This window comes from Kitasatospora gansuensis, from assembly GCF_014203705.1.
Taxonomy (GTDB): domain Bacteria; phylum Actinomycetota; class Actinomycetes; order Streptomycetales; family Streptomycetaceae; genus Kitasatospora; species Kitasatospora gansuensis.
The window spans coordinates 6,758,957-6,784,300 of sequence record NZ_JACHJR010000001.1 but is presented as its reverse complement, the minus strand read 5'-3'; the positions used below and the strand labels follow the sequence as shown (position 1 = coordinate 6,784,300).

Annotated in this window: 22 protein-coding genes; 6 read left to right on the top strand and 16 right to left on the bottom strand. The window is 71.5% G+C overall.

Features of this window, described 5'->3' with window-relative positions; all coding sequences use genetic code 11:
- Positions 1–63 precede the first annotated feature (63 nt).
- Complete coding sequence (locus tag F4556_RS30555; protein WP_184921801.1) at positions 64–1,167, top strand: pectinesterase family protein; 1,104 nt, start codon at positions 64–66, stop codon at positions 1,165–1,167.
- Between the two features lie 12 nt (positions 1,168–1,179).
- Here the strand turns inward: F4556_RS30555 and F4556_RS30550 are convergent, their stop codons facing one another.
- Entirely contained in the window at positions 1,180–2,328 is a 1,149-nt protein-coding gene (locus tag F4556_RS30550) for a hypothetical protein (RefSeq protein ID WP_313068878.1), read from the bottom strand.
- 59 nt (positions 2,329–2,387) lie between these two features.
- Complete coding sequence (locus F4556_RS30545; protein WP_184921799.1) at positions 2,388–3,305, bottom strand: 5-dehydro-4-deoxyglucarate dehydratase; 918 nt, start codon at positions 3,303–3,305, stop codon at positions 2,388–2,390.
- A 216-nt stretch (positions 3,306–3,521) separates the two neighbouring features.
- Between F4556_RS30545 and F4556_RS30540 the strand changes: the two genes are divergently transcribed.
- From F4556_RS30540 to F4556_RS30520, 5 genes are read left to right on the top strand one after another with little or no spacing between them, the layout of a single operon-like run.
- Positions 3,522–4,430: a carbohydrate ABC transporter permease gene (locus F4556_RS30540; protein WP_184921797.1), complete on the top strand. Its 909-nt coding sequence runs from the start codon at positions 3,522–3,524 to the stop codon at positions 4,428–4,430.
- A complete protein-coding gene (locus tag F4556_RS30535) occupies positions 4,427–5,230 on the top strand; it encodes a carbohydrate ABC transporter permease (protein ID WP_313068873.1) in 804 nt (267 codons plus the stop codon). Before F4556_RS30540 ends, F4556_RS30535 begins: the two co-directional genes overlap by 4 nt.
- 38 nt (positions 5,231–5,268) lie before the next feature.
- Positions 5,269–6,570: an ABC transporter substrate-binding protein gene (locus tag F4556_RS30530; RefSeq protein WP_184921796.1), complete on the top strand. Its 1,302-nt coding sequence runs from the start codon at positions 5,269–5,271 to the stop codon at positions 6,568–6,570.
- Positions 6,567–7,727 carry an enolase C-terminal domain-like protein gene (locus F4556_RS30525; protein ID WP_184921794.1) on the top strand — a complete coding sequence of 387 codons (1,161 nt, stop codon included), beginning with the start codon at positions 6,567–6,569 and terminating at the stop codon, positions 7,725–7,727. Before F4556_RS30530 ends, F4556_RS30525 begins: the two co-directional genes overlap by 4 nt.
- A gap of 2 nt (positions 7,728–7,729) precedes the next feature.
- Complete coding sequence (locus F4556_RS30520) at positions 7,730–8,479, top strand: NAD-dependent epimerase/dehydratase family protein (protein WP_184921792.1); 750 nt, start codon at positions 7,730–7,732, stop codon at positions 8,477–8,479.
- Here the strand turns inward: F4556_RS30520 and F4556_RS30515 are convergent.
- From F4556_RS30515 to F4556_RS30450, 14 genes are all read right to left on the bottom strand, one after another.
- Positions 8,466–9,737: a hypothetical protein gene (locus F4556_RS30515; protein ID WP_184921790.1), complete on the bottom strand. Its 1,272-nt coding sequence runs from the start codon at positions 9,735–9,737 to the stop codon at positions 8,466–8,468. The genes F4556_RS30520 and F4556_RS30515 overlap by 14 nt on opposite strands.
- Positions 9,738–9,906: 169 nt before the next feature.
- A complete protein-coding gene (locus F4556_RS30510; RefSeq protein ID WP_184921789.1) occupies positions 9,907–11,295 on the bottom strand; it encodes an aspartate aminotransferase family protein in 1,389 nt (462 codons plus the stop codon).
- Complete coding sequence (gene dxs, locus F4556_RS30505) at positions 11,285–13,195, bottom strand: 1-deoxy-D-xylulose-5-phosphate synthase (protein ID WP_184921787.1); 1,911 nt, start codon at positions 13,193–13,195, stop codon at positions 11,285–11,287. Before dxs ends, F4556_RS30510 begins: the two co-directional genes overlap by 11 nt.
- A 108-nt stretch (positions 13,196–13,303) precedes the next feature.
- Positions 13,304–14,326 (bottom strand): adenosyl-hopene transferase HpnH, encoded by a 1,023-nt coding sequence (hpnH, locus tag F4556_RS30500; RefSeq protein ID WP_184921785.1) that lies wholly within the window; start codon positions 14,324–14,326, stop codon positions 13,304–13,306.
- Between the two features lie 2 nt (positions 14,327–14,328).
- On the bottom strand, positions 14,329–15,051 hold the full coding sequence (locus F4556_RS30495; RefSeq protein ID WP_184921776.1) for a phosphorylase family protein: 723 nt from the start codon (positions 15,049–15,051) through the stop codon (positions 14,329–14,331).
- 65 nt (positions 15,052–15,116) lie between these two features.
- The gene (gene shc, locus F4556_RS30490) at positions 15,117–17,207 is read right to left on the bottom strand and encodes a squalene--hopene cyclase (protein WP_313068860.1); all 2,091 of its coding nucleotides are present in this window, start codon (positions 17,205–17,207) and stop codon (positions 15,117–15,119) included.
- A 7-nt stretch (positions 17,208–17,214) separates the two neighbouring features.
- Positions 17,215–18,309: a polyprenyl synthetase family protein gene (locus F4556_RS30485; RefSeq protein WP_376775755.1), complete on the bottom strand. Its 1,095-nt coding sequence runs from the start codon at positions 18,307–18,309 to the stop codon at positions 17,215–17,217.
- Positions 18,310–18,392: 83 nt separating this feature from the next.
- Entirely contained in the window at positions 18,393–19,787 is a 1,395-nt protein-coding gene (gene hpnE / locus F4556_RS30480; protein WP_184921772.1) for a hydroxysqualene dehydroxylase HpnE, read from the bottom strand.
- Between the two features lie 106 nt (positions 19,788–19,893).
- Complete coding sequence (hpnD, locus tag F4556_RS30475) at positions 19,894–20,751, bottom strand: presqualene diphosphate synthase HpnD (RefSeq protein WP_184925448.1); 858 nt, start codon at positions 20,749–20,751, stop codon at positions 19,894–19,896.
- A 41-nt stretch (positions 20,752–20,792) separates the two neighbouring features.
- Positions 20,793–21,716: a squalene synthase HpnC gene (gene hpnC, locus F4556_RS30470; RefSeq protein WP_376775754.1), complete on the bottom strand. Its 924-nt coding sequence runs from the start codon at positions 21,714–21,716 to the stop codon at positions 20,793–20,795.
- Between the two features lie 113 nt (positions 21,717–21,829).
- A complete protein-coding gene (locus F4556_RS30465) occupies positions 21,830–22,603 on the bottom strand; it encodes an ABC transporter ATP-binding protein (protein ID WP_184925446.1) in 774 nt (257 codons plus the stop codon).
- Between the two features lie 31 nt (positions 22,604–22,634).
- Positions 22,635–23,552: an ABC transporter permease gene (locus F4556_RS30460; protein ID WP_184921761.1), complete on the bottom strand. Its 918-nt coding sequence runs from the start codon at positions 23,550–23,552 to the stop codon at positions 22,635–22,637.
- Positions 23,553–23,684: 132 nt separating this feature from the next.
- Complete coding sequence (locus F4556_RS30455; RefSeq protein ID WP_184921752.1) at positions 23,685–24,569, bottom strand: glycosyltransferase family 2 protein; 885 nt, start codon at positions 24,567–24,569, stop codon at positions 23,685–23,687.
- Positions 24,566–25,303, bottom strand: coding sequence for a CDP-alcohol phosphatidyltransferase family protein (locus F4556_RS30450; protein ID WP_184925443.1), 738 nt, complete (start codon positions 25,301–25,303; stop codon positions 24,566–24,568). Before F4556_RS30450 ends, F4556_RS30455 begins: the two co-directional genes overlap by 4 nt.
- Positions 25,304–25,344 lie beyond the last annotated feature (41 nt).

Sequence of the window (25,344 nt, the reverse complement as noted above, 5' to 3'; positions counted from 1 at the left end):
CCCCGCACCGACAGCCCCGGCGCGCGCCCCCACCGCGCCGGGGCCCTCCCCCAGGAGAGCCGCATGCCCACCCGTCGTTCCTTCCTGCTCACCTCGGCCGCCCTGCTGCTCGGCACCGGCACCGGCGTGGCCTCCGCCGCCGGGAAGTGGGGCAGCTACGGCAGCCCCACCGCTCGCCTCAACTCCCGTACCCTGTACGTCGATCCGGCCGGCACCGGCGACCACCGCACCGTGCAGGCCGCCGTCTCCGCCACGCCCGCCGGCACCACCGTCGCCACCGGCTGGACCATCGTGCTGGCCGCCGGGACGTACCGGGAGACCGTGCTCCTCACCGCCGACCGCCGGTACCTCACCCTGCTCGGCGGCACCGCCAGGGCCACCGACGTGGTGATCGTCTACAACAACGCCGCCGGCACCGCCAAGCCCGGCGGCGGCACCTACGGCACGTCCGGCAGCGCCACCGTCACCCTGCTCGCGGACGGGTTCACCGCCCGGGACGTCACCTTCGCCAACGACTGGCTGCGCGCCGACCACCCGGAGTTCACCGGCACCCAGGCCGTCGCGGTCAAGGCGGTCGGCGACCGGACCGCCTTCCACCGCTGCCGCTTCCTCGGCCACCAGGACACCCTGTACGCGGACTCCGCCGGCCTCGGTGTCTTCGCCCGGCAGTACTACCGGCAGTGCTACGTCGAGGGCGACGTCGACTTCGTCTTCGGCCGGGCCACCGCCGTGCTGGAGGGCTGCGAACTGCGCACGCTGGCCCGGCCGGTGGCCTTCACCCCGCAGGGCTTCGTGTTCGCCCCCAGCACCGCCGGGGCCAACCCGCGCGGCTTCCTGGCCACCGGGTGCACCTTCACCAGCACCGCCCCCGCCGCCGCCTACTGCCTGGCCCGCCCGTGGGTGCCGAGCAGCGACACCACCGCCAGGCCGATGCTGACGGTCCGTCAGAGCACGATCGGCGCGGGCATCAACGCCGGTGCCCCGTACGCCGACATGTCCGCCTCCCACCCGTGGCAGAACCAGCGCTTCGCCGAGTACGCGAACACCGGCCCGGGCGCGGTCGTCACCGTCCCGGCCAACCGCCCGCAGCTGACCGCCGCCCAGGCCGCCGCGCACACCCGCGAGACGTACCTGACCGGCTCCGACAACTGGCAGCCCTGGCGGTGATACCGCCGCCGCCTACCTGCCGGGCCCGGACGAGGCGGTGACCGTCGTGCTGTGCGGTGCCGACACGGACCCTCGCGACCTCTGACGGTCGAGCAGCTGCCTGACTGCGGCCAGGTCGGCGTCGGAGGCCAACCCGGCGTGGTAGAAGCGCAGTTCGTCGGCCTCGGGGATCGGCCCGAGGCCGCCGATGATGCCGAGGTTGGCTGCCAGTACGGTGCCGGGGCGGCGTTCCGGCAGGGCGGTGGGCAACAGGGCGGCCGGGATGACCAGGCCGTCGACCTGCCCGAGCAGCCAGTCCAACTCCACGCCGGGGTTGGGTCCGTAGTGGTGCGGGGTGGGGTCGGCGTGCAGCAGGATCCGGAATCCGGGGGGCGCCGCCGAACGGACCGCGGAGACCGCCGCGGACTGGAACTGCCGTGCGGCGGCCGCCCGATGGGCCAGGGCATCGGCCGCGAGCGAGCGGCCCACCGCGTCGGCGAGGTCCGCCGGGTCGGGCGCGCCGCGCCAGAGCGGGGCCAGGGCGGCCAGCACGGCCGCCCGCAGCGCCGCGGCGTCGGCGTACCCCGCCGAGCAGGACGGGCAGAAGCAGAGCGACATCAGCAACTGCCCGACCGGGCCCAGCGGTACGCCGCCGATCTTGTCGTGGGCGTGCAGGTGCGCCAGCCCGTACCAGCCGCAGGACTCCAGCTCGACGCCGCTCGCCCCGGGCCGGACGGCCGCCTCGGCGGCCAGCAGCGCGCCGTACTCGACCACCTCGGGCTGCGCGATGCAGAGTGCCCAGGGGTAGTGCTCGCCGTAGGCGTTGCGCACGGTACAGCGCGGATTCTCTTCCCCCAGCCGGGAGTTGTGGGCGAGCACCACCCAGGAGTGCACGTCCAGACCGGCCGCGAGGAGCGCGGCGCCGGCCTCGCCGAACGGGTCCGGGGAGTCGATCCAGGTCTGTGGGTACGGGCCGATCCCGCGCCGGCGGCCGGGCGGGTAGTAGACGGCGGAGTGCCGGGCGGTGACGATCCGCCGGCTCGGGTGACGCGGCGTCAGCGCCCGGGTGGAGTGGTACGCGGAGGCCAGGGTGATCCGGTCCAGGCCCAGGTCGGCGAGCCGGGGCGCGGCGTCCGGGTCGCCGACGACGTCCCAGGGGTAGAGGAAGGCGGAGGTCCGCACGGCAGTGCTCCAGGGTGAGAGGGCGCCCGGCGGGTGGGCCGGGCGCCGGCGGGGGACGGTCAGAGCAGGGTGCGGCCGTGCTTGATCAGGTCGGCCAGCTGGGAGACGTGCTCGGCGGCGGGCTCGGTGAGCGGGGACCGGACCTCGCCGACGTCCAGGCCGTCCAGCCGGACCCCGGCCTTGACCAGCGAGACCGCGTAGCCGGAGCCCAGGTTGCGCAGCTCCACCAGCGGGCGGAAGAAGCCGTCCAGCAGGCGGTTGGCGGTCTCGTCGTCGCCGCCGTTCAGGGCGGCGTGGAAGGCGAGCGCGAGGTCGGGCGCGAAGCAGAACACGGCGGAGGAGTACAGCGTGACGCCGATGCCCCGGTAGGCGAGCCCGGTGAGTTCGGCGGTGGGCAGGCCGTTGAAGTAGCGGAACGGCCGGTCCGGGTGGGCGGTGCGGACGGCGCTGATGATCCGTTGCATCCGGTCCACGTCGCCGAGGCCGTCCTTGTAGCCGACCACGTTGGGCAGTTCGGCGAGCCGGACCACGGTCTCCGGGTCCAGGACGGCGTTGTCCCGGGCATAGATGATGATCTCCAGCCGGGTCGCCTCGGCCAGTTCGGTGTAGTGCCGGAGCAGTCCGGCCTGCGAGGGCTTGACCAGATACGGCGGCAGCGCGAGCAGGCCGTCGGCGCCGGCCCGCTCGGCCCGCCGGACGAACTCCAGGGCCAACGCGGTGCCGTGGCCGATACCGGCCACCACGGGTACGGCTCCGGCGGTCTCCTCGACGGCGGCGGCGATGACGGCCTCGTACTCGTCGAGGCCGAGCGCGTGGTACTCGCCGGTGCCGCAGGCGGCGAAGACGGCGGCCGCGCCGTCGTCGATCCGGGCCCTGACGTGCGCCCGGAAGGTGGTCAGGTCCAACGCGCCGTCGGGGGCGAAGGCGGTGACCGGGAAGAACAGCAGACCGTCGAGGCGGTCGACGAGAGCAGGCATGGCGGAACGCTCCTAGCGAGGCGCGGGGCTGGGTGTTCCAGGGTTATACATCATTCTGACCGTGGTCCACATCCATGAACACGGTATGGCCACGCGGAGGGTTGACGACCCGTCACCCTCTCCCTAGGGTGTCCACGAATGTGAACAGCGTCCATGTGCGTGTCGCCGTGAGTCGCCATCGCTCCCCCACGTTTCCGAGAGGAGGCGAGCTCACCGATGGCTCTCGCCGCCCCACCCCCTGTCCGCGGCCACCGGCTGCGCCGGGCGCTGGCGCCGTACGCGCTGATCTCCCCGACGCTGCTCCTGCTGGCCGTGTTCCTGCTCTTCCCGGTCGGCAGCGTCCTCTACTACGCGCTCCAGCACCACGTGGTGAACGAGCCCTATGACGACGCCTTCGTCGGCCTGGCCAACTTCCGGCAGATGTTCGGCGACGAGCAGTTCTGGAGCAGCCTGGCCTTCTCCGCCAAGTGGGTCTTCGCCGAGGTCCTGCTCCAACTGCTGCTCGGCCTGGCCCTCGCGCTGATCGTGAACGAGACCTTCGTCGGCCGGGCCGTGGCCCGGGCCCTGGTCTTCTCCCCCTGGGCCGTCTCGGGCGTGCTGACCACCAGCATCTGGATGCTGCTCTACAACCCGGCCACCGGCGTCTTCCACTACCTCGCCGAACTCGGCGCCGGCAGCGCGGGCACCTCGGTACTCGGCAACCCCGACACCGTCTTCGGCGCCGCCGTGGTCGCCGAACTCTGGCGCGGCGTACCGTTCTTCGCCATCCTCATCCTGGCCGACCTCCAGTCGGTGCCCAAGGAGCTGTACGAGGCGGCCTCGATGGACGGCGCCGGCCGGGTCCGCACCTTCTGCCACGTCACCCTGCCGCACCTGCGGGACGCGATCGTGCTGGCCACCCTGCTGCGCTCGGTCTGGGAGTTCAACAACGTCGACCTGCTGTACACGCTGACCAACGGCGGCCCGGCCGGTGCGACCACCAGCCTTCCGCTCTACGTGGCCCAACTCGCGCGCAAGTCCTACGACTTCGGCTACGGCTCGGCGCTCACCACGGCGGCCTTCGTGATCCTGCTGTTCTGCTCGATCCTCTACCTGCGGCTCAGCAAGTTCGGACGTGAGAAGTGAACCGGATCCTCCGGCTCTTCCTGCCGCTCGCGCTGTACCTGGTCTTCACCGTGGTGCCGTTCTACTGGATGCTGCTGTTCGCGCTCCGCCCGGCCGGCTCCACCTCACTGCTGCCCTGGCCGCTGACCTTCGATCACTTCGACACGGTCTGGAACGGCATGGGCTTCCGGGTCTACTTCCAGAACAGCGTCTGGATCGCCCTGCTCACCCTGGTGTTCGTCACCTTCTTCGCCCTGATGGGCGGTTACGCGCTGGCCCGGTTCAGGTTCCGGGGGCAGCGGGCCTTCCTGCTCGCGCTGCTCTGCACCCAGTTCGTGCCGGGCGCGATGATGCTGATCCCGCTCTTCAACATCTTCCAGACCTTCGACCTGATCAACTCCCGCTGGAGCCTGATCATCGCCGAGACCACCTTCCAACTCCCGCTCGCCATGATCCTGATGAGCGGCTTCGTGAAGAACGTCCCGGTGGAACTGGAGGAGTCCGCGATGGTGGACGGCTGCGGCCGCGTCCGCGCCTTCCTGGCCGTCGTACTGCCGCTGCTGCGGCCCGGCATCGTGGCCGTCGGCTCGTTCGCCTTCATCGGCAGCTGGAACAACTTCCTCTTCGCACTGATGTTCCTCAATGACCCCGAACTGCAGACGGTGCCGGTCGGGCTGCAGACCACCATCGGCGAGAACACCGTCGACTTCGGCGCGCTCGCCGCCGGTGGCGTGGTGGCCGCCGTACCCGTGGTGCTGGTCTTCGCCTTCGTCCAGAAGTACCTGGTGCAGGGCATGAGCGCCGGCGCCGTCAAGGGCTGAACTCCCCCATCCCATCCGAGAAGAACAGGACCCCAGCCATGTCCCGCCCCCTGCGCACCACCGCCGCTGCGCTCGCCGCGCTCGGCCTGCTCACCGCCTGCGGCTCCTCCGGCAGTTCCTCCGACGCGGGTGGAAAGACCACCGTCACGTTCTGGGACAACAACGCCGGACCCGCGAGAACCCCGCTCTACCAGAAGCTGATCGCCGACTTCGAGAAGGTCAACCCGACCATCACGGTCAAGTACGTCGGTGTCACCAGCTCCGAGGTGGCGGAGAAGTACAACACCGCGATCGCCTCCAACTCCACCCCGGACGTCGGCGGCGTGACCACCGCGCTGCTCGCCTCGCTCACCGCCCAGAAGGCGCTCGACCCGCTGGAGGAGCGGTACGCCAAGAGCGCGCTGAACGGGAAGGTCTCGGCGAACTTTCTCGAGATATCCAAGAGCGCGAGCGGCGGCAAGGGCCTCTACCAGCTGCCGTCCTCCGGCAACCAGGACGTGATCTGGTACCGCGCCGACAAGTTCAAGGAGGCCGGCCTCACCGCGCCCCGGACCTGGGACGAACTCTTCGCAGCGGCAGCCAAGTTGACCGACAAGGGGAAGAACCAGTACGGCTTCACCATCCGGGGCGGCGCCGGCTCCGGCTTCCAGGTGCTCTCCGAGGCGTACGCCTACTCCGGGCTGACCACGATGTTCGACGCCGGCGGCAGATCCACCGTCGACGACCCGAAGAACATCGCGCTGATCGAGAAGATCGCCGCCCAGTACAAGGCCACCACCCCGGAGGCCGACGTCTCCAACGCCTACCCGCAGATGCTCGCCCAGTTCCAGGCCAACCAGGTGATGATGGTCCATCACAACCTGGGCTCGACCCGGGACGTGAAGACCGCGCTGGGCGACAAGGTGGCCGGCTTCCTGCTCCCGGCCGGGCCGGACGGCACCTCGGTGCTCGCCAACCCCGTCGACGGGTTCGGCCTCTTCAAGAACAGCAAGCACAAGGACGCCGCCTGGAAGTTCATGGAGTTCCTGGACTCGCACGAGTCCAACAGCTACTGGAACCAGAACGTCGGCCAGATCCCCGCCAACACCGAGGCGTACGCCGACGAGTGGTACACCGGCTCCGGCATCACCAAGCAGGCCGGTGACTCGCTCAACTCGGCCGCCACCAAGCTGGTCCAGCCGCCGGTCTACCTGCCGCAGTACTCGAAGATCACCAAGACCGACGCCGAGCCCAACTTCCAGAAGGTCCTGCTCGGCAAGACCTCCGCCGCCGAGTTCGCCAAGTCCGTCGCCGACGCCTTCACCAAGGCCCAGGCCGACTACCAGGCGAAGAACCGGTGACCGCCGTCATCGAGCGCGTCGAGGTCTCGGTCTTCACCACCGTCGCCAGGACCGCCGTCGACTCGCACGGCCACCGCCACCCCGCCGCAGCGCACGAGGTCCGGGAGGCGATGCTCACCGTCACCGACACCGACGGAGTGTCAGGCCGGGTACTGGTCCAACCGGACCACCTGCGGCCGCACGTACTGGACAAGTACGTCCGCCCCTCGCTGCTCGGCCAGGACCCGCTGGAGCGCGAACGGCTCTGGACCTCGCTCGCCCGGCAACAGCGCGGCGCCCACGGCGGCCTGACCGATCGCGCGCTCGGCTTCGTCGACCTGGCGCTCTGGGACCTGGCCGGGCAGCGGCTCGGGCTGCCGGTCTGGAAGCTGCTCGGCGGCGCCCGCCGGGAGATCCCGGCGTACGCCTCCACCATGTGCGGCGACCAGATCCCCGGTGGCCTGGCCACCCCGGCCGACTTCGCCGCCTTCGCGGTCCACCTGGTCGAACAGGGCTACCGGGCCGTCAAGTTGCACACCTGGATGCCCCCGGTCGCGGGCGCCCCCTCGGTGGAGCTGGACATCGCCGCCTGCACCGCCGTCCGGGAGGCCGTCGGCCCGGACGTCGAGCTGATGCTGGACGCCAACCACTGGTACTCCCGCACCGAGGCGCTCAGACTCGGCCGCGCACTCCAGGAGTTGGGCTACTACTGGTTCGAGGAGCCGATGGAGGAGGCGTCGGTCTCCTCCTACCGCTGGCTCGCCGACCAGCTCGACATCCCCGTCATCGGCCCCGAGACCTCCTGGGGCAAGAACTTCACCCGGGCCGAGTGGATCACCTCCGGCGCCTGCGACATCCTGCGCACCGGCACCACCGACGTCGGCGGCATCACCCCCGCCGTCCGCACCCTGCACCTGGCCGAGGCGTTCAACCTGGACTGCGAGGTGCACGGCAACGGCTCCGGCAACCTCGCCCTGCTCGGCGCCACCACCAACGGCCGCTGGTACGAACGCGGCCTGCTGCACCCGCACTTCGACTTCGACGAGGTGCCACCGCACCTGCACTCGATCGTGGACGCGATCGACCATCAGGGCGTGGTCCGGTTCCCCGACCGCCCCGGCCTCGGTGACGACTTCGACCTGGACTACATCAAGGCACACACCGTACAGAGGAGTTGACCATGCACGTCCTGCTCACCGGTGCGGCGGGCGGCGTCGGCACGCTGCTGCGCGAGCTGCTGCCGCCGCACGGCCACACCCTCCGCCTCGCCGACCTCCGCCCGGTCGAGGGCGGCCTGACCTTCGACCTGCGCGACACCGATGCCGTCCGCGAAGCCGTCCGGGGCGTGGACGCCGTGGTCCACCTCGGCGGCATCTCGCTGGAGGACAGCTTCGCCAACATCCTCGGCGCCAACATCCAGGGCACGTACGAACTCTACGAAGCCGCCCGCCTCGAGGGCGTCAAACGGATCGTCTTCGCCAGCAGCAACCACGCCGTCGGCTACACCCCCCTCACCGGCGAACTGATCGGCAGCGACACCCCCGCCCGCCCCGACACCTACTACGGCCTCTCCAAGGTCTTCGGCGAGGGCCTGGCCTCCCTCTATGCCGACAAGCACGGCATCGAGACGGTCTCCATCCGGATCGGCTCCTGCTTCGCCAAGCCCCGCTCCCCCCGGATGCTCTCCACCTGGCTCAGCCCCACCGACTGCGCCCGCCTGGTCCACGCCGCCCTCACCGCCCCCGACGTCGGCCACACCGTCGTCAACGGCATCAGCGCCAACACCCGCGCCTGGTGGGACCTCTCGACCGCCCGCGCCCTCGGCTACCACCCGCAGGACGACGCCGAGATCTACGCCGCCGAGCTCGGCGAGCTCGACCCCGACAGCCCCGACGCCACCCTGCTCGGCGGGTTCTTCACCACCCTCTGACGTACGCCCCCGAAGTCCCCAGCCCCGTCGGCCCGCCCGGCACCCACCCGGCCGGGCCGGCCGCGCTGCGGGCCCGCTGCGCCCGGTACCGCCCCTCGACCCACGGCTCCACGGCCTCGGCCCCGAACAGCCCGCGCAGCCGAGCGCTCACGGCCGGCCGGAGCAGCAGTCGGCGCCCGAGGCGGCGCTCGTGGTAACGCTCCATCATCTGGACGTACTGCAGGCCCGCCCGGCCGTAGTGCACCAGCTCCTCGGGCGCCCCGCTCTCCACCAGGTCGTCGATCAGGTCGAGGTAGACCGAGTGGTACGCCTGCTGCCGGACCGCGTCGAACTCCCCGTTGGCGGTGGGCTGGTGGGCGTCCAGCCGGTACACGTCCAGCGCCGACTTGGCCAGGTCCATCGAGATGGCGTCAGCCATCCCACTGCCCATCAGCCAGTCGAAGGAGACCGGACCGGTGTCACCGGCGCGGGCCACCGCGATGCCGCACCCGTAGTTGTTGGCGGAGTGCATCCGGAAGACGCAGGCGTCCCAGATGCCGGTGGAGTCGTTGAGCCGCGCGTGCAGACCGCCCTGCCCATGGTCCAACTTCTCGGCGTACTGGTACACCCACTGCCGGACCAGCGAGAGCAGGGCGTGCACCGCGTCATGCCCCCAGCCCTCCTCGTCCATGGCCGCGACCAGGTCGTCCACCCCGTGCCCGTAGAGCCGGAACCGTCCGCCCACCAGGTCCAGCGGCGGGATGCACAGGTCGTCGACGATGGTGCTCGCGGCGACGTAGCGCAGATAGGTCGGGTCCTGCGAGAAGTGCTCGCCGGACCAACTGGCCACCCACTGCAGGACGTCCCGGCAGGCGTAGGCCACCACCTCGGCGGCCGTCGCGTCACCCTTCCGCGCCCAGTCCGAGTAATCGATCCGCTCCCCCTCCCCGGCGTCCGCCCTCGCCGTGATCCCGAGCAGCAGCGGCCAGAGGTTCGTCCCGTGGGTCTGCGGGGTGTCCTCGGCGTATCCGTCGCCGCCCATCAGCTGGAACAGGCCCGCGGTGTCCCGGTTGTAGCGCTCGCGCCCGGCGCGGCGGATCACTGGGGCCGGAGCGGCCCTCGGATAGTGCAGGAACGTGCACGCCACCGTGCGGCCGCAGGCCGGACCGCACCACATCCGGTGCGCCGACTCCAGCAGTTCGGTGGTGGTGCGGCACGATGCGAGCTCCGCGAGCGCCTCGGTCGCCGACCCCGGATAGTGCAGGACGTCCGCGCACACCTCGAAGCCACGGTGGCGTAACAGAGCGGTGGCGGAGGCGGGCCGAAACGCCGCATGATGATCAAGCTGACTGTATGTCACCCACCCGGTCTACAGCGCACGTCGGCCCGCGTGCGCCCCCATCTGCCGCCCTTCACCTCTTCGAGTGATCCACTCCAGCCGACGCCCCCTACCGGCCGCCGACCGCCTGCTTGACCAAGGTGCGGCCGAAGTCCCACATCAGGCCGCTGCCGCGGTGGGCGTCGTCCATCACCTCGGTGAAGGCGGTGACGAAGCGGTCGACCTCGCGTTCGGTGATGATCAGCGGCGGGATCAGCTTGATCACCTCCAGGTGGTCACCCGAGACCTGGGTGAGGATGCGGTGGCGCTGGAGCAGCGGCACCACCACCATCTGCGCGAACAGGCCCTTCCGGGCCGCCTGGAGGGCTGTCCAACCGGTGCGCAGCTTCAGCGACTTGGGCCGGCCGAACTCAATGCCGATCATCAGGCCCCGGCCGCGCACCTCGGCCAGCAGCTCGTACTTGTCCACCAGTTCGGCGAGCCGGGAGCGGAAGAGCTCGCCCACCCGGTGGGCGTTCTCGACCACCTTCTCCTCGCGCATCACATGGAGCGTGGCCAGCCCGGCCGCCATCGCCTGGGCGTTGGAGCCGAAGCTGGCGGAGTGCACCAGCACCCGGTCCATCGAGGAGTAGACCTTCTCGAAGATCCAGCCCTTCCCCAGCGTGGCCCCGACCGGGACGTACCCGCCCGACAGTGCCTTGGCCGCGCAGACCAGGTCGGGGAGGACGCCCTCCTCCTGCTGGTAGGCGAAGAACGAGCCGGTCCGGCCGATGCCGGTCTGCACCTCGTCGCAGATCAGCAACGCCTTGTGCTCGTGCAGCAGTTGCTGGGCCGCGAGCAGCCAGCCGGGCGGCGGGGCGAGCACGCCCTTGCCCTGGATCGGCTCCACGATCAGCGCCGCCACGTCGCCCTTGCGCAACTCCCGGGCCAGCGCGCCGAGATCACCGAGCGGGACGGCGGTGTCCGGCAGCAGCGGGTCGAAGCCCTTGCGGAAGCCGTTCTCGCCGTTGACCGAGAGCGAGCCTGCCGTCAGGCCGTGGAAGGCGTGGTCGCAGTAGAGGATCCGCTTCCGACCGGTGGCGTACCGGGCGAACTTCAACGCGGTCTCGACCGCCTCCGTACCGCTGTTGCCGAAGAACACCCGGTCCAATCCCGGGGTGTACGACAGCAGTTGCTCGGCCAGCAGCCCCTGCAGCGGCGAGCAGTCGAAGCGGGTGAGGTCGGGCAGCTCGAGGTCCATCACCTGCTGCACGGCGGACCGGACCACCGGGTGGTGCCGCCCGAGCGCGAAGATGCCGAACCCGGCCAGCATGTCCAGGTAGTCGTTGCCTTCGGCGTCGTAGAAGTAGGCCCCCTCCGCACGCTCGTAGAACTTGTCGAAGCCGATCGTGTGCAGCATCCGGGCCAGCTGCGGGTTGAGGTACTTGGCCTGCAACTCGTAGCGTTCGGCGCCGCGTTCGGCGAGCAGTGCGGAGAGGTCGAGACGGTCAGCCGGCATGGCGCTGGTTCGCTCCTCGGTCGGTCAGTAGGTACTTGGCGAAGACGGCGGTCTGGGCGGCCACGCCGGTGCCGGTGAGGCCGATCTCCTCCATCAGCTCTCCCCGCCCGGCGTGCGCCAGGAACTCCTGCGGGATGCCGAGATCGCGCAGCGGCACGTCCACATCGGCGTCCCGCATCGCCTGGGCGATCGCCGAACCGACGCCGCCGGCCCGGCCGTTGTCCTCGACGGTGACCACCAGGCGGTGGGCGGCGGCCAGTTCGGTCAGCGCGGGGTCGACCGGCTTGACCCAGCGCGGGTCGACCACGGTGCAGGTGAAGCCCTCGGCGAGCAGCAGCGCGGCGGCGTCCAGGCAGGCGGGGGCCATCGCGCCGACGGCCACCAGCAGGATCTCCGGGGTGGGGCCGGTGCGCTGCAGAACGTCCACGCCGCCGATCCGCTCCAGCGCGGGGACGGCGGGGCCGAGGTCTCCCTTGGGGAAGCGGACCACGGTGGGCGCGTCCGGCACGTCCACCGCCTCCCGGAGCTGGGCCCGCAGCTGGTCGGCGTCGCGCGGGGCGGCCAGCCGCAGGCCCGGGACCACCTGCAGGAGCGACATGTCCCACATCCCGTTGTGCGAGGCGCCGTCGTTGCCGGTGACGCCCGCGCGGTCGAGCACGAAGGTGACGCCCAGCTTGTGCAGCGCGACGTCCATCAGGACCTGGTCGAAGGCCCGGTTCAGGAAGGTCGCGTAGACCGCGACCACCGGGTGCAGCCCGCCGGTGGCCAGGCCCGCCGCACTGGCCACCGCGTGCTGCTCGGCGATGCCGACGTCGAAGGTCCGCTCCGGGTACTCGGCGGCGAACTTGGCCAGCCCGACCGGCTGCAGCATCGCGGCGGTGATCGCCACCACGTCGGGACGCTCGGCGCCGAGCGCGAGCAGCTCGCTGCCGAACACCGAGGTCCAGGAGACCCCGGCGGAGGGCGAGACCGGCAGGCAGGTGTACGGGTCCATCGCGCCGACCGCGTGGAACCGGTCCGCCTCGTCCTGCTCGGCGGGCCGGTAGCCGCGGCCCTTGACGGTCAGGCAGTGCACGATCACCGGGCCGCCGAAGCCCCTGGCCTGCCGGAGCGCCTGCTCCACCGCGCCGAGGTCGTGGCCGTCGATCGGACCGAGGTACTTGAGACCGAGGTCCTCGAACATTCCCTGCGGGGTGAACGCGTCCTTGAAGCCCTTCTTCGCCCCGTGCAGCGCGCCGAACAGCGGCTGGCCGACCAGCGGGGTGCGCTGCAGCGCCTCCTTGCCGAGCGCCAGGAAGCGTTCGTAGCCCTGCGTGGTGCGCAGCGTGGCGAGGTGGTGGGCCAGCCCGCCGATGGTCCTCGCGTACGAGCGCTCGTTGTCGTTGACCACGATCACCAGCGGGCGGTCGGTCGCCTCGGCGATGTTGTTCAGCGCCTCCCAGGCCATCCCGCCGGTGAGCGCGCCGTCGCCGATCACCGCGACGGTGTGCCGGCCCGGGGTGCCGAGCAGCTGGTGCGCCTTGGCCAGGCCGTCGGCGTAGCCGAGGGCGGTGGAGGCGTGCGAGTTCTCGATCAGGTCGTGCTCGGACTCGGCGCGGGACGGGTAGCCGGAGAGACCGCCCTGCATCCGCAGCCGGGAGAAGTCCTGACGGCCCGTGAGCAGCTTGTGCACGTACGCCTGGTGCCCGGTGTCCCAGAGGATGCGGTCGTACGGGGAGTCGAACACCCGGTGCAGCGCGATGGTCAGCTCGACCACGCCCAGGTTGGGGCCGAGGTGGCCGCCGGTCCTGGTCACCGCGTCCACCAGGAAGTCGCGGATCTCGTCGGCCAGCTGCCCGAGTTCGGCCGGCGAGAGGCGGCGGAGATCGGCGGGCCCCTGGACGGTGGACAGAAGTGACATGGCTTCACCTCGCGGCTCGGGTCTGGCTGATGACGGTCTGTACTCAGCCTGCGGTCATCACCGGTGGCTCGCCTGTTGTGGGGCCCGCCGGAGCGGGCCCCACGGGGCTCAGGCCTTGCTGGTCAGGGTCTCCTTGACGGCCCGGATGGACTCCTTGAGCGAGCCCATGGTGGCCAGTACGGCGGTTGGTTCGTACCCGCAGTGCGCCATGCAGTTCTCGCAGCGCGGGTCCTTGCCGCGGCCGTACTTGGCCCAGTCGGTCTTCTCGATCAGCTCCTGGTAGGTCGGCACATAGCCGTCCGACATCAGGTAGCAAGGGCGCTGCCAGCCGAACAGCGAGTAGTTCGGGATGCCCCAGGCGGTGCACTCGAAGTCCACCTTGCCCTCCAGGAAGTCCAGGAAGAGCGGGCTGTGGTTGAGGCGCCAGCGGCGCCGGTTGCCGCCCGCGAAGGTCTTCCGGAACAGCTCCCTGGTCTGCTCGACGCCGAGGAAGTGCTCCTGGTCGGGGGCCTTCTCGTAGGCGAACGCCGGGGAGATCATCATCTCGTCGACGTGCAGCTCGTCGTTCAGGTAGTCGAGCACCTCGATGATGGTCTGCGGGGTGTCGGTGTTGAAGAAGGTCGAGTTGGTGGTGACCCGGAAGCCCTGCCGCTTGGCCTCCTTGATCGCCTCCACCGCCTCGTCGAAGGTGCCCTCCTTGGCCACCGAGGCGTCGTGCCGCTCGCGCAGCCCGTCGATGTGCACGGTGAAGGTCAGGTACGGCGAGGGGGTGAACTTCTCCAGCTTCTTGCGCAGCAGCAGCGCGTTGGTGCAGAGGAAGACGTACTTGCGGCGGGCCACCAGTTGGCGGACGATCTCGTCGATCTGCGGGTGCATCAGCGGTTCGCCGCCCGCGATCGACACCATCGGGGCGCCGGACTCCAGGACCGCGCCGACCGCCTGGGCGACCGGCATCCGCTGCTTGAGCACCCCGGCCGGGTGCTGGATCTTCCCGCAGCCCTCACAGGCGAGGTTGCAGGCGAACAGCGGCTCCAGCTCCACGATCAGCGGGAACTTGTCCCGCCGCTTGATCAACTTCTGCTGCATGAGGTAGGTGCTGACCCGCATGGTCTGGCGCAGCGGCATTGCCATGACTAGCTCGCCTCCTGAGGGAGCGTCGAGGACTGTGGTGCATGGATCGGGTCGGTGACGGCCTGTCGGTACCAGGCGGTGAGCGCCGGGACGGCGACCCGCAGGGTGCGCCAGGCGCGCAGCCCGGCCGGCAGGGTGCCGGGGCGGAGCAGTTCGCGGGTGGGGGTGTCGACCACCACCCGCAGGACGGCGGTGGGCAGGGCGGGCCGCAGCTCGGCCCGGGCCGCCAGCACGGCGGCCGCCTCCATGTCCACCGCCCGGGCACCGGTGGCGTACAGGGCGCGGCGCTCCGCACCCCGCACCACGCGGTCGGCGGTGTGGTGCGGGCCGATGTGCGCGGTCAGGCCGCGGGCGGTGAGTTCGGCGGCCATCGCCTTGGCGGACTCCAACGGCCACTCCTCGCCCTCGCCGTTGCGGACGGCGTCCGCCACGATGATGTCGCCGGGCTCGACGCCAGGCCCCACCGCCGCGCCGAAACCGGCCACCACCAGCGCCCCGTAGCCGTCCAGCGCGAGCAGGTTGCCGACGCAGCGCCGCGCCCTGACCCGCCCGACCCCGGTCCGGACCAGCACCGGCGGCACGGCCCAGTCGCCGCCGCGCAGCGCCCAGACCTCGGGGCCTAGCGCGCAGACCACCAGCAGGGGAGCGGCGGCGCCTGCGGCGGGCTGCGGCGGGCCGAGGAGCTTTTCGCCTGCGGCGCGCTTCGGGAGGCCGACGGCAGCCATGCCTGCGGCAGGCTGCGCCGAACCGACAGCTCCTTCGCCTGCGGCCCGCCCCGGGCGGTCGGCGTTCACTTCCGACCCCCCGTCAGCGGGCTGCCGTGCAGGTAGCGGCCGAGGGCGGTGACCGGGAAGACCAGCCGGTACAGGTGGTAGTTGATCGAGAAGTCCCACGGGAAGCCCGTCCCGGTGAACTGCGGCTCGTCCCAGCTGCCGGTGGGCAGCTGGGTGTGGCAGAGCCACTGCACGCCGCGCTCGACCGACTCGCCGCGCGCGCCGTCCGGGCCCTCGCCGGCCGCCAGCAGGGCCATCAGGGCCCAGGCGGTCTGCGAGGCGGTGGAGTCGCCGCGCCCGGACCACTGCTCCGGGTCCTCGTACGAGCGCATGTCCTCGCCCCAGCCGCCGTCCGGGTTCTGCCGGTCCTCCAGCCAGCTGACGGCGCGTCGGATCGCCGGGTGCCCGGTCGGCAGCCCGGCCGCGACCAGGGCGGGCAGTACCGAGCCGGTGCCGTAGATGTAGTTGGTGCCCCAGCGGCCGAACCAGGAGCCGTCCGCCTCCTGGTTCTTCAGCAGCCAGTCGATGCCGCGCCTGGTCCGCCGGTCGTCGGCCCGGCCGGTCTCGGCGAGCATCTCCACCACGTGCGCGGTGACGTCGGCGGAGGGCGGGTCGACCACCTCGCCGAAGTCGCAGAACGGCAGCTTGTTCGGCAGGGTGCTGGTGTTGTCGACGTCGAAGGCGCCCCAGGCGCCGTTCTTGGACTGCATGCCGAGGTTCCACTCGACGCCGCGTTCGACCGCGCCGGTGAGCTTCTCCCGGTCGGGGTGGTCGACCCGCTGGAGCGCGAGCACCACCTCGGCGGTGTCGTCGATGTCGGGATAGTTGTCGTTCTCGAACTCGAACGCCCAGCCGCCGGGCGCCAGCCGGGGCCGCTGAACGGCCCAGTCGCCCGGCCTGGTGATCTCCTCGGCGAGCATCCAGTCCACCGCCGAGACCAGCGCAGGGTGGTCGGCGGGCAGGCCCGCGTCGCGCAGCGCGATGGTGGCCAGGCAGGTGTCCCAGACCGGGGACTGACAGGCCTCCAGCCAGCGCGCGCCGTCCTCGGTGTGCACGGTGAAGCGTTCGAAGGCGGCCAGCCCGGCCTTCATCACCGGGTGATCGAGCTCGTAGCCGAGCAGGTGCAGGGCGATCAGCGAGTAGACCGCGGGGGGCTGGATGCCGCCCCAGCAGCCGTCCGCCTCCTGGCGTTCGACGATCCACCGGCCGGCCTGGGCGAGCGCCACCCGACGGAGTGGTTTGACGGCGTGCCGGTGGTAGGCGTGCAGGGCCAGGTCGAGCCGCTCGAAGACGCCGTCCCAGCCGTTCAGCGGGGGCAGCGGCCGGAGCGGGTACGGGTTCGCCGGGTCGGTGTGCAGCTCGTCCAGGTCGAACGGCGCGGGGCAGACCGGGCGGTGGGCCGAGACCACGGTCAGCGGGACGATGGTCTGCCGAGCCCAGCAGCCGAACGCGTAGATGTTCAGCGGCACCCAGCGCGGCAGGAAGATGATCTCCGGCGGCATCTCCGGCAGCCGTTCCCAGGGCCACCAGCCGAACAGCGCCAGCCAGATCCGGGTGAACACCCGGCTGGCCGCGATGCCGCCGGCCGCCCGGACGTGCCGGGCCGCCGCCAGCATGTGCGGGGCGTTCGGGTCGTCGCCCGCGAGTTTGAGCGCGACGTACGCCTCGACCGTGGTGGAGAGCTCGGCGGGGCCGCCGTAGAAGGTCGACCAGGTGCCGTCCTCGCGCTGCTGGGAGCGGATCCAGGCGGCGGTGGCCTCGGTGTGCTCGGCCGTCCTGATCCCGAGGAACTGACGCAGTAACAGGTCCTCGGCGTCCATGGTGACGTTGGTCTCCAGGTCGCCCTTCCACCAGCCCTCGGGGCTCTGGCGTGACAACAGCTCGGCGGTGGCGCGGGCCAGCGCCTCGGCCGGAGTGGGATCGTCGGACGGTACTACCGCCGTCGGTCCGTCGGGTTCCCACCGTCTCGACCCGAGCGGCACCGCTGCCGCCTGGGCCACCGTCACCTGACGGCCGTTCAGCCGTTCGGGGACCGGCGGGCGTTCGCCCACCGCGGCCGGCTCGGGATCGTACTCAGGGTCGAGCCGGCCGTCCGCGGTTGCTGTCACCTCAACGTCACCTCTCTCGTACCACCACGAATTCGGCGAGTGCGACGAAGCGCTGGCGCACCTCGTCGGCCATCGGCACCTCGTCCAGAGCGGCGAGGGCGGTCTTGTGCTGGCGGCGGGCCTCTTCCTGGGTCCAGGACCGGCCGCCGGCCTGCTCGATCAGCGCGGCGCGGGCGGCGAGCTGCTGCTCGCTCTCCTCGCCCCGGCCGGCCGGGTCGGCCAGCTCGGCGGCCAGCCGACGGGAGGCTTCGCCACCCTCGGCCAGCGCAGCGGCCACCGGCAGCGACTTCTTGCGCTGGCGCAGGTCGCCCCAGTGCGGCTTGCCGGTCACCTCGGTGGCGCCCCAGATGCCGAGCAGGTCGTCCACCGCCTGGAAGGCCAGGCCGAGATGGTGGCCGTACCGCTCCAGCGCGTCGGCGGTCCGGTCGTCGGCCCCGGCCAGCACCGCGCCGATCGCCGAGGCGGCGGCCAGCAGGGCACCGGTCTTGTTGCCCTCCATCTCCAGGCACTCCTCGACCGTCACCAGGTCGCGGTGCTCGAACGAGAGGTCCTGGGCCTGACCGTCGATCAGCTTGCGGGTCGCGGTGGTGATCAGCCGGACGGCCCGGGCCGCGTCGGTGGCGGAGGCGCCCCCGGTCACGGCGGCGTCCAGCAGCACCTCGGTGCCCAGGGTGGCCAGCGCGTCGCCGACCAGGATCGCCTGGGCCGGGCCGAAGACCGTCCAGGCCGTGGCCCGGTGCCGCCGCGTCTCGTCACCGTCCATCAGGTCATCGTGCAACAGCGAGAAGTTGTGCACCAGTTCAACCGAGACCCCGCCGGGCACCCCCGCCACGGCGGGCGCGCCGACCGCCTCGGCCGACAGCAGCGCCAGCGCCGGACGCACGGCCTTGCCGCCGTCCCCCGCCATCGGCGTGCCGTCCCGGTCGATCCAGCCGAAGTGGTACGCGGCCACCGTGTCCATCGGCGCGGCCAGCCGGGCCACCGCCGAACGCAGCGGCGGGGTGCAGAGCTTCCGGCCGCGGGCCAGCAGCTCCGGCACCGAGAGCGCGTCCGGCACAGGTGCCTCCTGGACGGAGGCGGCGGTTCCGGTGCGATGCTCCACGTACGTTCCCTCTCCCTGCTGGGGTGATGAGGCCGCGGCGAGCGGCCCGTCTGATGCGGTCACTGATCGGACGGGGGCCGAGGTCATCGGGGCCACCTTCCGTCGCCCCGGTCCACCGGGCGGCGGCCGACGGCGAGGGCGGCGTCGGCGGCCGCGTGGCCGCTGCGCACGGCGCTCTCCATGGTCGCGGGCCAGCCGGTGGCGGTCCACGAACCGGCCAGCAGCAGTCCTGGCACGTTGGTCCGGGCGGCCGGGCGGAGCGGCGCGGTGCCCGGCGCGGGCGCGAAGGTCGCGGTCCGCTCCCGGGTGACGAAGAAGTCCAGCACCTCGGCGCCCTTGGCGGCGGGCAGCAGCCGCTCCAGCTCGGGCAGGTAACGCGCCCTCAGCTCGGCCACCGGCAGCTCGATCTCGTCCTGCACGGCGGACTGCGAAAGCGCCAGGTACTGCGCGCCCTGCACCGCCAGACCCGAGTGAGGCGTACGGTCGAAGACCCACTGCACCGGCGAGCCGAGCGCGGCGAAGAACGGTCGGCGCAGCAGCTTGCGGTCGTAGACCACGTGCACGTTCAGGATCGGCGCGTGGCCGAGTTCGGCCAGCCGCTCCTGCCGGTCGATCGCGCCGGCCGGGAGCAGCGCGGCGGCGGACTCCTGAGCCCCCGCCAGCACCACGGTGTCGGCGGTCAGCAGCTCGTCGCCGTCGAGGCGGACGGCGTGCTGCTCGGCGCTCTTCAGCTCCACCGCGCGGGCCCGCAGCAGCACCCGCACCCCGGCCCGCTCCAGCTCGGCGCGGGCCGCGTCGTGGTGGATCGCGCCGAGCGGGACGTTCGCCATCCCGATGTCGGAGGCGCCCGGGTCGGAGAGCAGGCCGGTCTTGAAGACCATCGCGGCCAGCGCCAGCGAGGTCTGATCGGCGGTGGCGTTCAGGGTGGCCACCCCGACCAGGTCCCACATCGCGGCCAGGGTGGCCGCGTTCTGGCCCTGGCGGCGCAGCCAGTCGCCGAACGAGATCTCGTCCAGCGCCGGGTCGTCCAGGTCGAGCAGCTTGAGCGCGAGCGCGGCCCGCACCACCCGCAGCCGGTCGGCGGCGGACAGGTGCGGGTAGGTCGCCAGGCTGCCGGCCAGGTGCAGCGGGACGGGCAGCCCGGCCCGGCGCAGCCGGCCCAGGGTGCGCCGGCCGTCGGGCGAGACGCCCAGCACCGGGACGTCGAGCCGGGGCTGAAGATCCACCAGACGGCCCGCACCCAGCCGGTCGATCAGACCCCGGTAGGCGGTGCAGCAGCGCAGGAAGACGTGCTGGCCGTTGTCGACCGTCAGCTCCCCGCGCCGGAACGAGAAGGCCAGGCCGCCGAGCCGCGGCCGGGACTCCACCAGGGTGACTCGATGGTCCGCCTCGGCCAGCCGCAGGGCGGCCGTGATCCCGGCCAGGCCGCCGCCGACCACCACGGCGGTGGGGCGCTTGGAGTCGTGCCGTGCCGTCATCTGCCCCTCCCCCTGATGTGATCGTCCCGGCGGTCACCGGAGGCGGGCGCCGGACCGGTTCCGGGTGAATGCGTGCTGACACAGCGTGACATAATCGCCGAGAGAATCAAGAACGCCCTCCGGCGAGCCCGGAGAGAGCCACGTATGCCTTCTCCCAGCCCGGCAGCGAGACCCGGCGCTGCAGCACGGACTCCGGATCGGCCGCGATCCGGCCGAGCAGCCGGTGGTAGATCCCGGCCATCGCGGCCGTGCAGGCCCGGCTGCGGCGGTCCAGCAGTGGCAGCAGCCGCAGGCCGTCCGCGAAGGCCTCCTGGGCCCGCTCGGCCTGGAAGGCGATCAGCCCGGTGAAGTCCGCGCCGACCGGCGGCCGGTCCAGGGCGAACCCCTGTTCGCAGCCGAATCGAGCCAGGTCCTCGGTCGGGAGGTAGACCCGGCCGTTCAGCGCGTCCTCGCGCAGGTCGCGCAGGATGTTGGTGAGCTGCAGGGCCAGACCGAGGGTGTCCGCGTACTCGGCGCCGAGCTTCGGGTCCTCGCAGCCGTACACCCCGATCGAGAGCCGGCCGATCGATCCGGCCACGCAGCGGCAGTAGACCTTGAGGTCCTCGAAGGTCTGGTACTCGACGCCCTTGAGGTCCATCTCGACGCCGTCGATCAGCTCGTCGAACCCGCCCAGATCGATCGGGAAACGCCGGGCGGTGTCGCCCAGTGCGACCTTGATCGGGTCGGTGTCCTCCTCACTGACCGTGCCGAGCCGGACCTCGTCCAGCAGCTCGCGGGTCTGCCGGAGCAGCTCGGTCTTCCGCTCGGCCGACAGCTCGCCGTCGCCGATGTCGTCCACCCGGCGGGCCAGGGCGTAGAGCGCGGACATGCCGAGCCGCTTGGGCTCGGGCAGCAGCCGGATGCCGTAGCTGAAGTTCCGGGCCTGCAGGGCGGTGACCGCCTCGCAGTACCGGTAGGCCGCCATGACCGGGGCCGAGGCCAGTGGTGATGCCGCCACGCGGGCGTTCACCTTCCCTTCGCGAAGATTGCCGCCGCCTTCACCGCGAGGCGGCGCTTGTCCGGCTTCGCCTGTACGGCGAGCACGTCGTACCCGGCGGCCTCGATGGCCGACAGGGCCGCGTACCCGCCCGCGGTGAATCCCGCGAGCAGCAGACGGAGCCTTCCCCGAACCGTACCCACCAGCGGGGCGCCGTGGTCGAGCAGGGTGCGCGCCCGGTCCGCCTCGAAGGCGATCAGCTCGCGGACCTGGTGGCCGGCGCTGGGCGCGGCCAGGTCGGCCTCGGTCACGCCGAACCGGTCCAGGTCCTCGGCGGGGAGGTAGATCCGGCCCCTGCCCAGGTCCTCGGCCACGTCCTGGAGGTGTTCGACCACCTGGAGGGCGGTGCAGACCGCGTCCGAGTAGGCGATCCGTTCGGGGGTGCCGTAACCGGCCACGGCCAGCACCAGGCGGCCGACCGGGTCGGCGGAGAGCGTGCAGTAGCCGACCAGGTCCTGGTAGGTCGGGTAGCGGGTGGTGGTCTGGTCCACCCGGTTGGCCTCGATCAGACGGCGGAACGGCTCCGGGGTGACCGGGTGACGGTCGATCAGCGGGACCAGGGCCCGCATCAGCGGGTGCCGGGGGCTCTCGGCCTTCGGGTCGAGCGCGGCGCAGAAGGCCCGGTCCAGGTCCAGCTCGAGACCGTCCAGCAGGGCGAGCCGGAAGCCGTCGTCCGCCGGGGCGCCCTTGACGTCCAGCAGCGCGGCCACCCGCTCGGGCTCGGCCAGGTCGCCGTCACCGGCGTCGTCCACCAGCCGGGCGAACCCGTAGATCGCCATCAGGTCGGCCCGCCAGGCGGCGGGCAGGAACCCGGGGGCGACCGGGAAGTTCTCCAGGTCCGCCTTGCCGAGCGTGCCACCGTCCGTCGGACTGTCGGATTGCCTTGAAGTCACCACTGCCGTCACTCCCCCGTTCTACACCGCACTCGGGCACCCGGCCCACCCGGACACGGCCAAGGGGCCGGTTCCGAGTCTGCCTCGGCACCGGCCCCCGCCGCTCCCACCACTCAGTGGTTGAACTTCTCGTACTCCTTCATGACGTCGTCGGTCGAGCCGTCCATCACCAGCTCGCCCTTCTCGATCCAGATGGTCCGCTCGCAGGTGTCCCGGATCGAGTTGTTGTTGTGGCTGACCAGGAAGACCGTGCCGGCCTCCTTGCGCAGCTCACGGATCCGGTCCTCGGAGCGGCGCTGGAACTTCTGGTCGCCGGTGGCCAGCGCCTCGTCGATCAGCAGCACGTCGTGGGTCTTGGCCGCCGCGATCGAGAACCGCAGGCGGGCGGCCATGCCCGAGGAGTAGGTGCGCATCGGGAGCGAGATGAAGTCGCCCTTCTCGTTGATCCCCGAGAAGTCCACGATGTCCTGGTAGCGGGTCTTCACCTCGGCCGGGGACATGCCCATCGCCAGGCAGCCCAGGATGACGTTGCGGTCACCGGTCAGGTCGTTCATCAGCGCGGCGTTCACGCCCAGCAGCGAGGGCTGGCCGTTGGTGTAGATGGCACCGCGCTCGGTCGGCAGCAGACCGGCGATGGCCGCCAGCATGGTCGACTTGCCGGAGCCGTTCGAGCCGATCAGGCCGACCGCCTCACCCCGGTACGAGGTGAAGCTGATCCCCCGGACGGCGTGCACCTCGCGGATCGCGGGCGAGCGCTTCTTGGAGATGATCCGGCTCAGCGCCGAGGTGGCGCTGCCCTTCCCGGAGCCGGCGCCGTGCACCTTGTAGACGATGTGCACGTCGTCGACGACCACGGTGGGGACGCGGGTGTCCTGAACGTCCGTCATGGCGGCCTCTCGGGTCTCGGTGGTAGCGGTGTCAGCCACGGCCGTACTCCTCCTCTGCCTTCCAGAAGAAGATGAAGCCGGCCACACCGGCGACCAGGGCCCAGCCGAACGCGATCAGCCAGATGTGGTCGGGCAGCGCGTGCTTGTTGTACGCGTTCGGCATGAAGGCGTAGCGGATCAGGTCCATGTAGACCGAGGCCGGGTTCATCCGGAACAGCACCTGGAAGACGGTGGGCCACTTGTCCACCGCGCTCTGGACGCTGTACATCACGCCGGAGGTGTACATCCAGGTGCGCAGCAGGAACGGCATCAGCTGCGCCATGTCACTGGTCTTGGCGCCGATCCGGGCCATCGCCAGCGCCAGGCCGGTGTTGAAGACGCACTGCAGCAGCAGGGCCGGGATGACCAGGGCCCAGCTCATGGTGGGCAGCTGGAAGAACATCACGATGCCGACCAGCACGACCATCGAGATCAGCAGCTGCTGGAGCTGGATGATGGTGAAGGCGATCGGCAGCGCGGCCCGGGGGAAGTGCAGCGCCCGGATCAGCCCGAGGTTGTCGGAGATCGCCCGGGTGCCGGAGAGCACCGCGCTCTGGCTGAACTGGAAGACGAAGACACCGATGCAGAGCCAGGCGATGTAGTCCGGGATGCCGTTGCTGCCGTTCATCATCACGCCGAACACCAGGTAGAACACCGCACAGTTGAGCAGCGGAGTCAGCACCTGCCACACCTGGCCGAGCTTGGCCGTGGTGTACTGCGCGACCAGGCGCGCGGTGGCGAACGCGACGATGAAATGGCGCCGGGCCCACAATTCCCGTACGTACTGGGAGAAACCGGGCCGCTTGCCGCTCACCGAAAGGCCGTATTTGGCCGCGAGCTGCTTCGGGGTCAGACCCGCGTCAGCACCGCTGGGAGCGGAGAAGCTGAGCGAGTCACTCACTGTCGACACATTCGTCCTTCACGGGCTCGGATAACCAGGCTTCCGCCGAGGGGGAACGGCGGAGGTCCGGGCAGACCCACCGAAATCACGGGTGGATGTTCCGGTCCGGCGGCACGGGGGGCCGCCGGAAGTTCTCTGCGATCAGATGATTGGTGGTCGGCCCATCCTGGTCAACCGCCATACCGTATGCCACCGCATCGGCTTGCGCGGACCACACTGTTCGCGCCAGCCGGCCCGGAAACCGCCCAGCCAGGCCTTGAGCGCCGCACCGGACGGGCGGCGGGCCAGGGTGAGCAGGAACCAGACTCCCAGGTAGAGAGGCACGAGAGGGGCCGGAAGGTTCCGTCGCGCCAGCCACACCCGGTTCCGGGCCACGTTGTGGAAGTACGTGGCGTGCCGGGCCGGGGAGGTGGTCGGGTGGAACAGCACCACGTCCGCGCGGTAGTCGATCAGCCAGCCGGCGTCCAGCGCGCGCCAGGCGAGGTCGGTCTCCTCGTGCGCGTAGAAGAACTCGCCCGGCAGCTGGCCGGCCTCGGCGAAGACCTTGCTCCGGACGGCGCTGGCGCCGCCCAGGAAGGTGGTCACCCGGGACGAGCGCAGCGGGTCGCTGGCCCGCAGCCTGGGGACGTGCCGGCGGGCCGTCACGCCGGTCTCCGGGTCGGCGATCCGGAACGAGACGATGCCCAGTGCCGGGTCCTCCTCGAACGCGCGGCGGAGCAGCTCGGCCGAGTCGGTGTTCGGCAGCAGGCCGTCGTCGTCCAGGAAGAGCACCGCGTCGACGTCGCGGCCGTCCTTGCCGAACAGCTCGATGCCGACGTTGCGCCCGCCCGGGATGCCGAGGTTCTCCGGCAGCTCGACCGACCTGACGTCGGCCGGCAGGGCCGGCAGCGGGGCGCCGTTGCCGACCACGGCCAGTTCGACGGCCGGGCCGCGCTGGTTGCGGACCGACTCGATCAGGGCGTTCAGCTCGTCCGGGCGGTTGCCCATCGTGATGATGACGGCGCCGAGCCGGAAGCCGTCGGTCATCGCAGCCTGCTGGAGAGCACGATGCTGAGCAGGTGCAGCACGGTCTGGAGCATCGCGATCGCGGCCAGCACGACCACCGCGAGCCGGGTGAAGAACAGGTCCCCGGCGACCGCGTCGGCGATCCCGGCGGCCAGGATCAGCAGCGAGGCCTCGACCGCGCCCACCAGCCGGTGGAACTTCAGGAAGGCGGCGGCCTTGCGGGCCTTGGCCACCCCGGCGGAACGCGGCACGGCGGCGGCGTCCTCCACGGCGGTCAGGCCGCTGCGGGCCCGGGCCACGTCCACCAGGTCGGTCTCCGACTTGATCAGGATCGCGCCGAGCGCGGCCAGCGTGCCGAGGAAGGCCCACTCCCAGTGCGAGGCGGTGCCCTGCCGGTGGAACAGATCGGTGGCCCGCAGGCCGAGGCCGGTGAGCAGCGCCGCCTCGGACATGTAGTGGCCGACCCGGTCCAGGTAGACCCCGGTCAGCGAGGTCTGCCGGCGCCAGCGGGCCACCTCGCCGTCGACACAGTCGAGCAGCAGGTAGACCTGGATCAGGACCGCGCCGAGGACCGCACCGGCGAGGCCGGGGATCACCAGCGCGGCACCGGCCAGGATGCCGGTGAACATCATCAGGTAGGTCAGGCCGTTGGGCGTGATCGCCGTGACGGTGGAGAGCACCCGGGTGATCCGCAGCGAGATCTTCCGCATGTAGAGGCGCCCGGCCCAGTGCTCCGCGCTACGGCGCTGGAGCATGCCCTCGGGGTGGATGACGGCGCGCAGCTCCTCGATCGAGG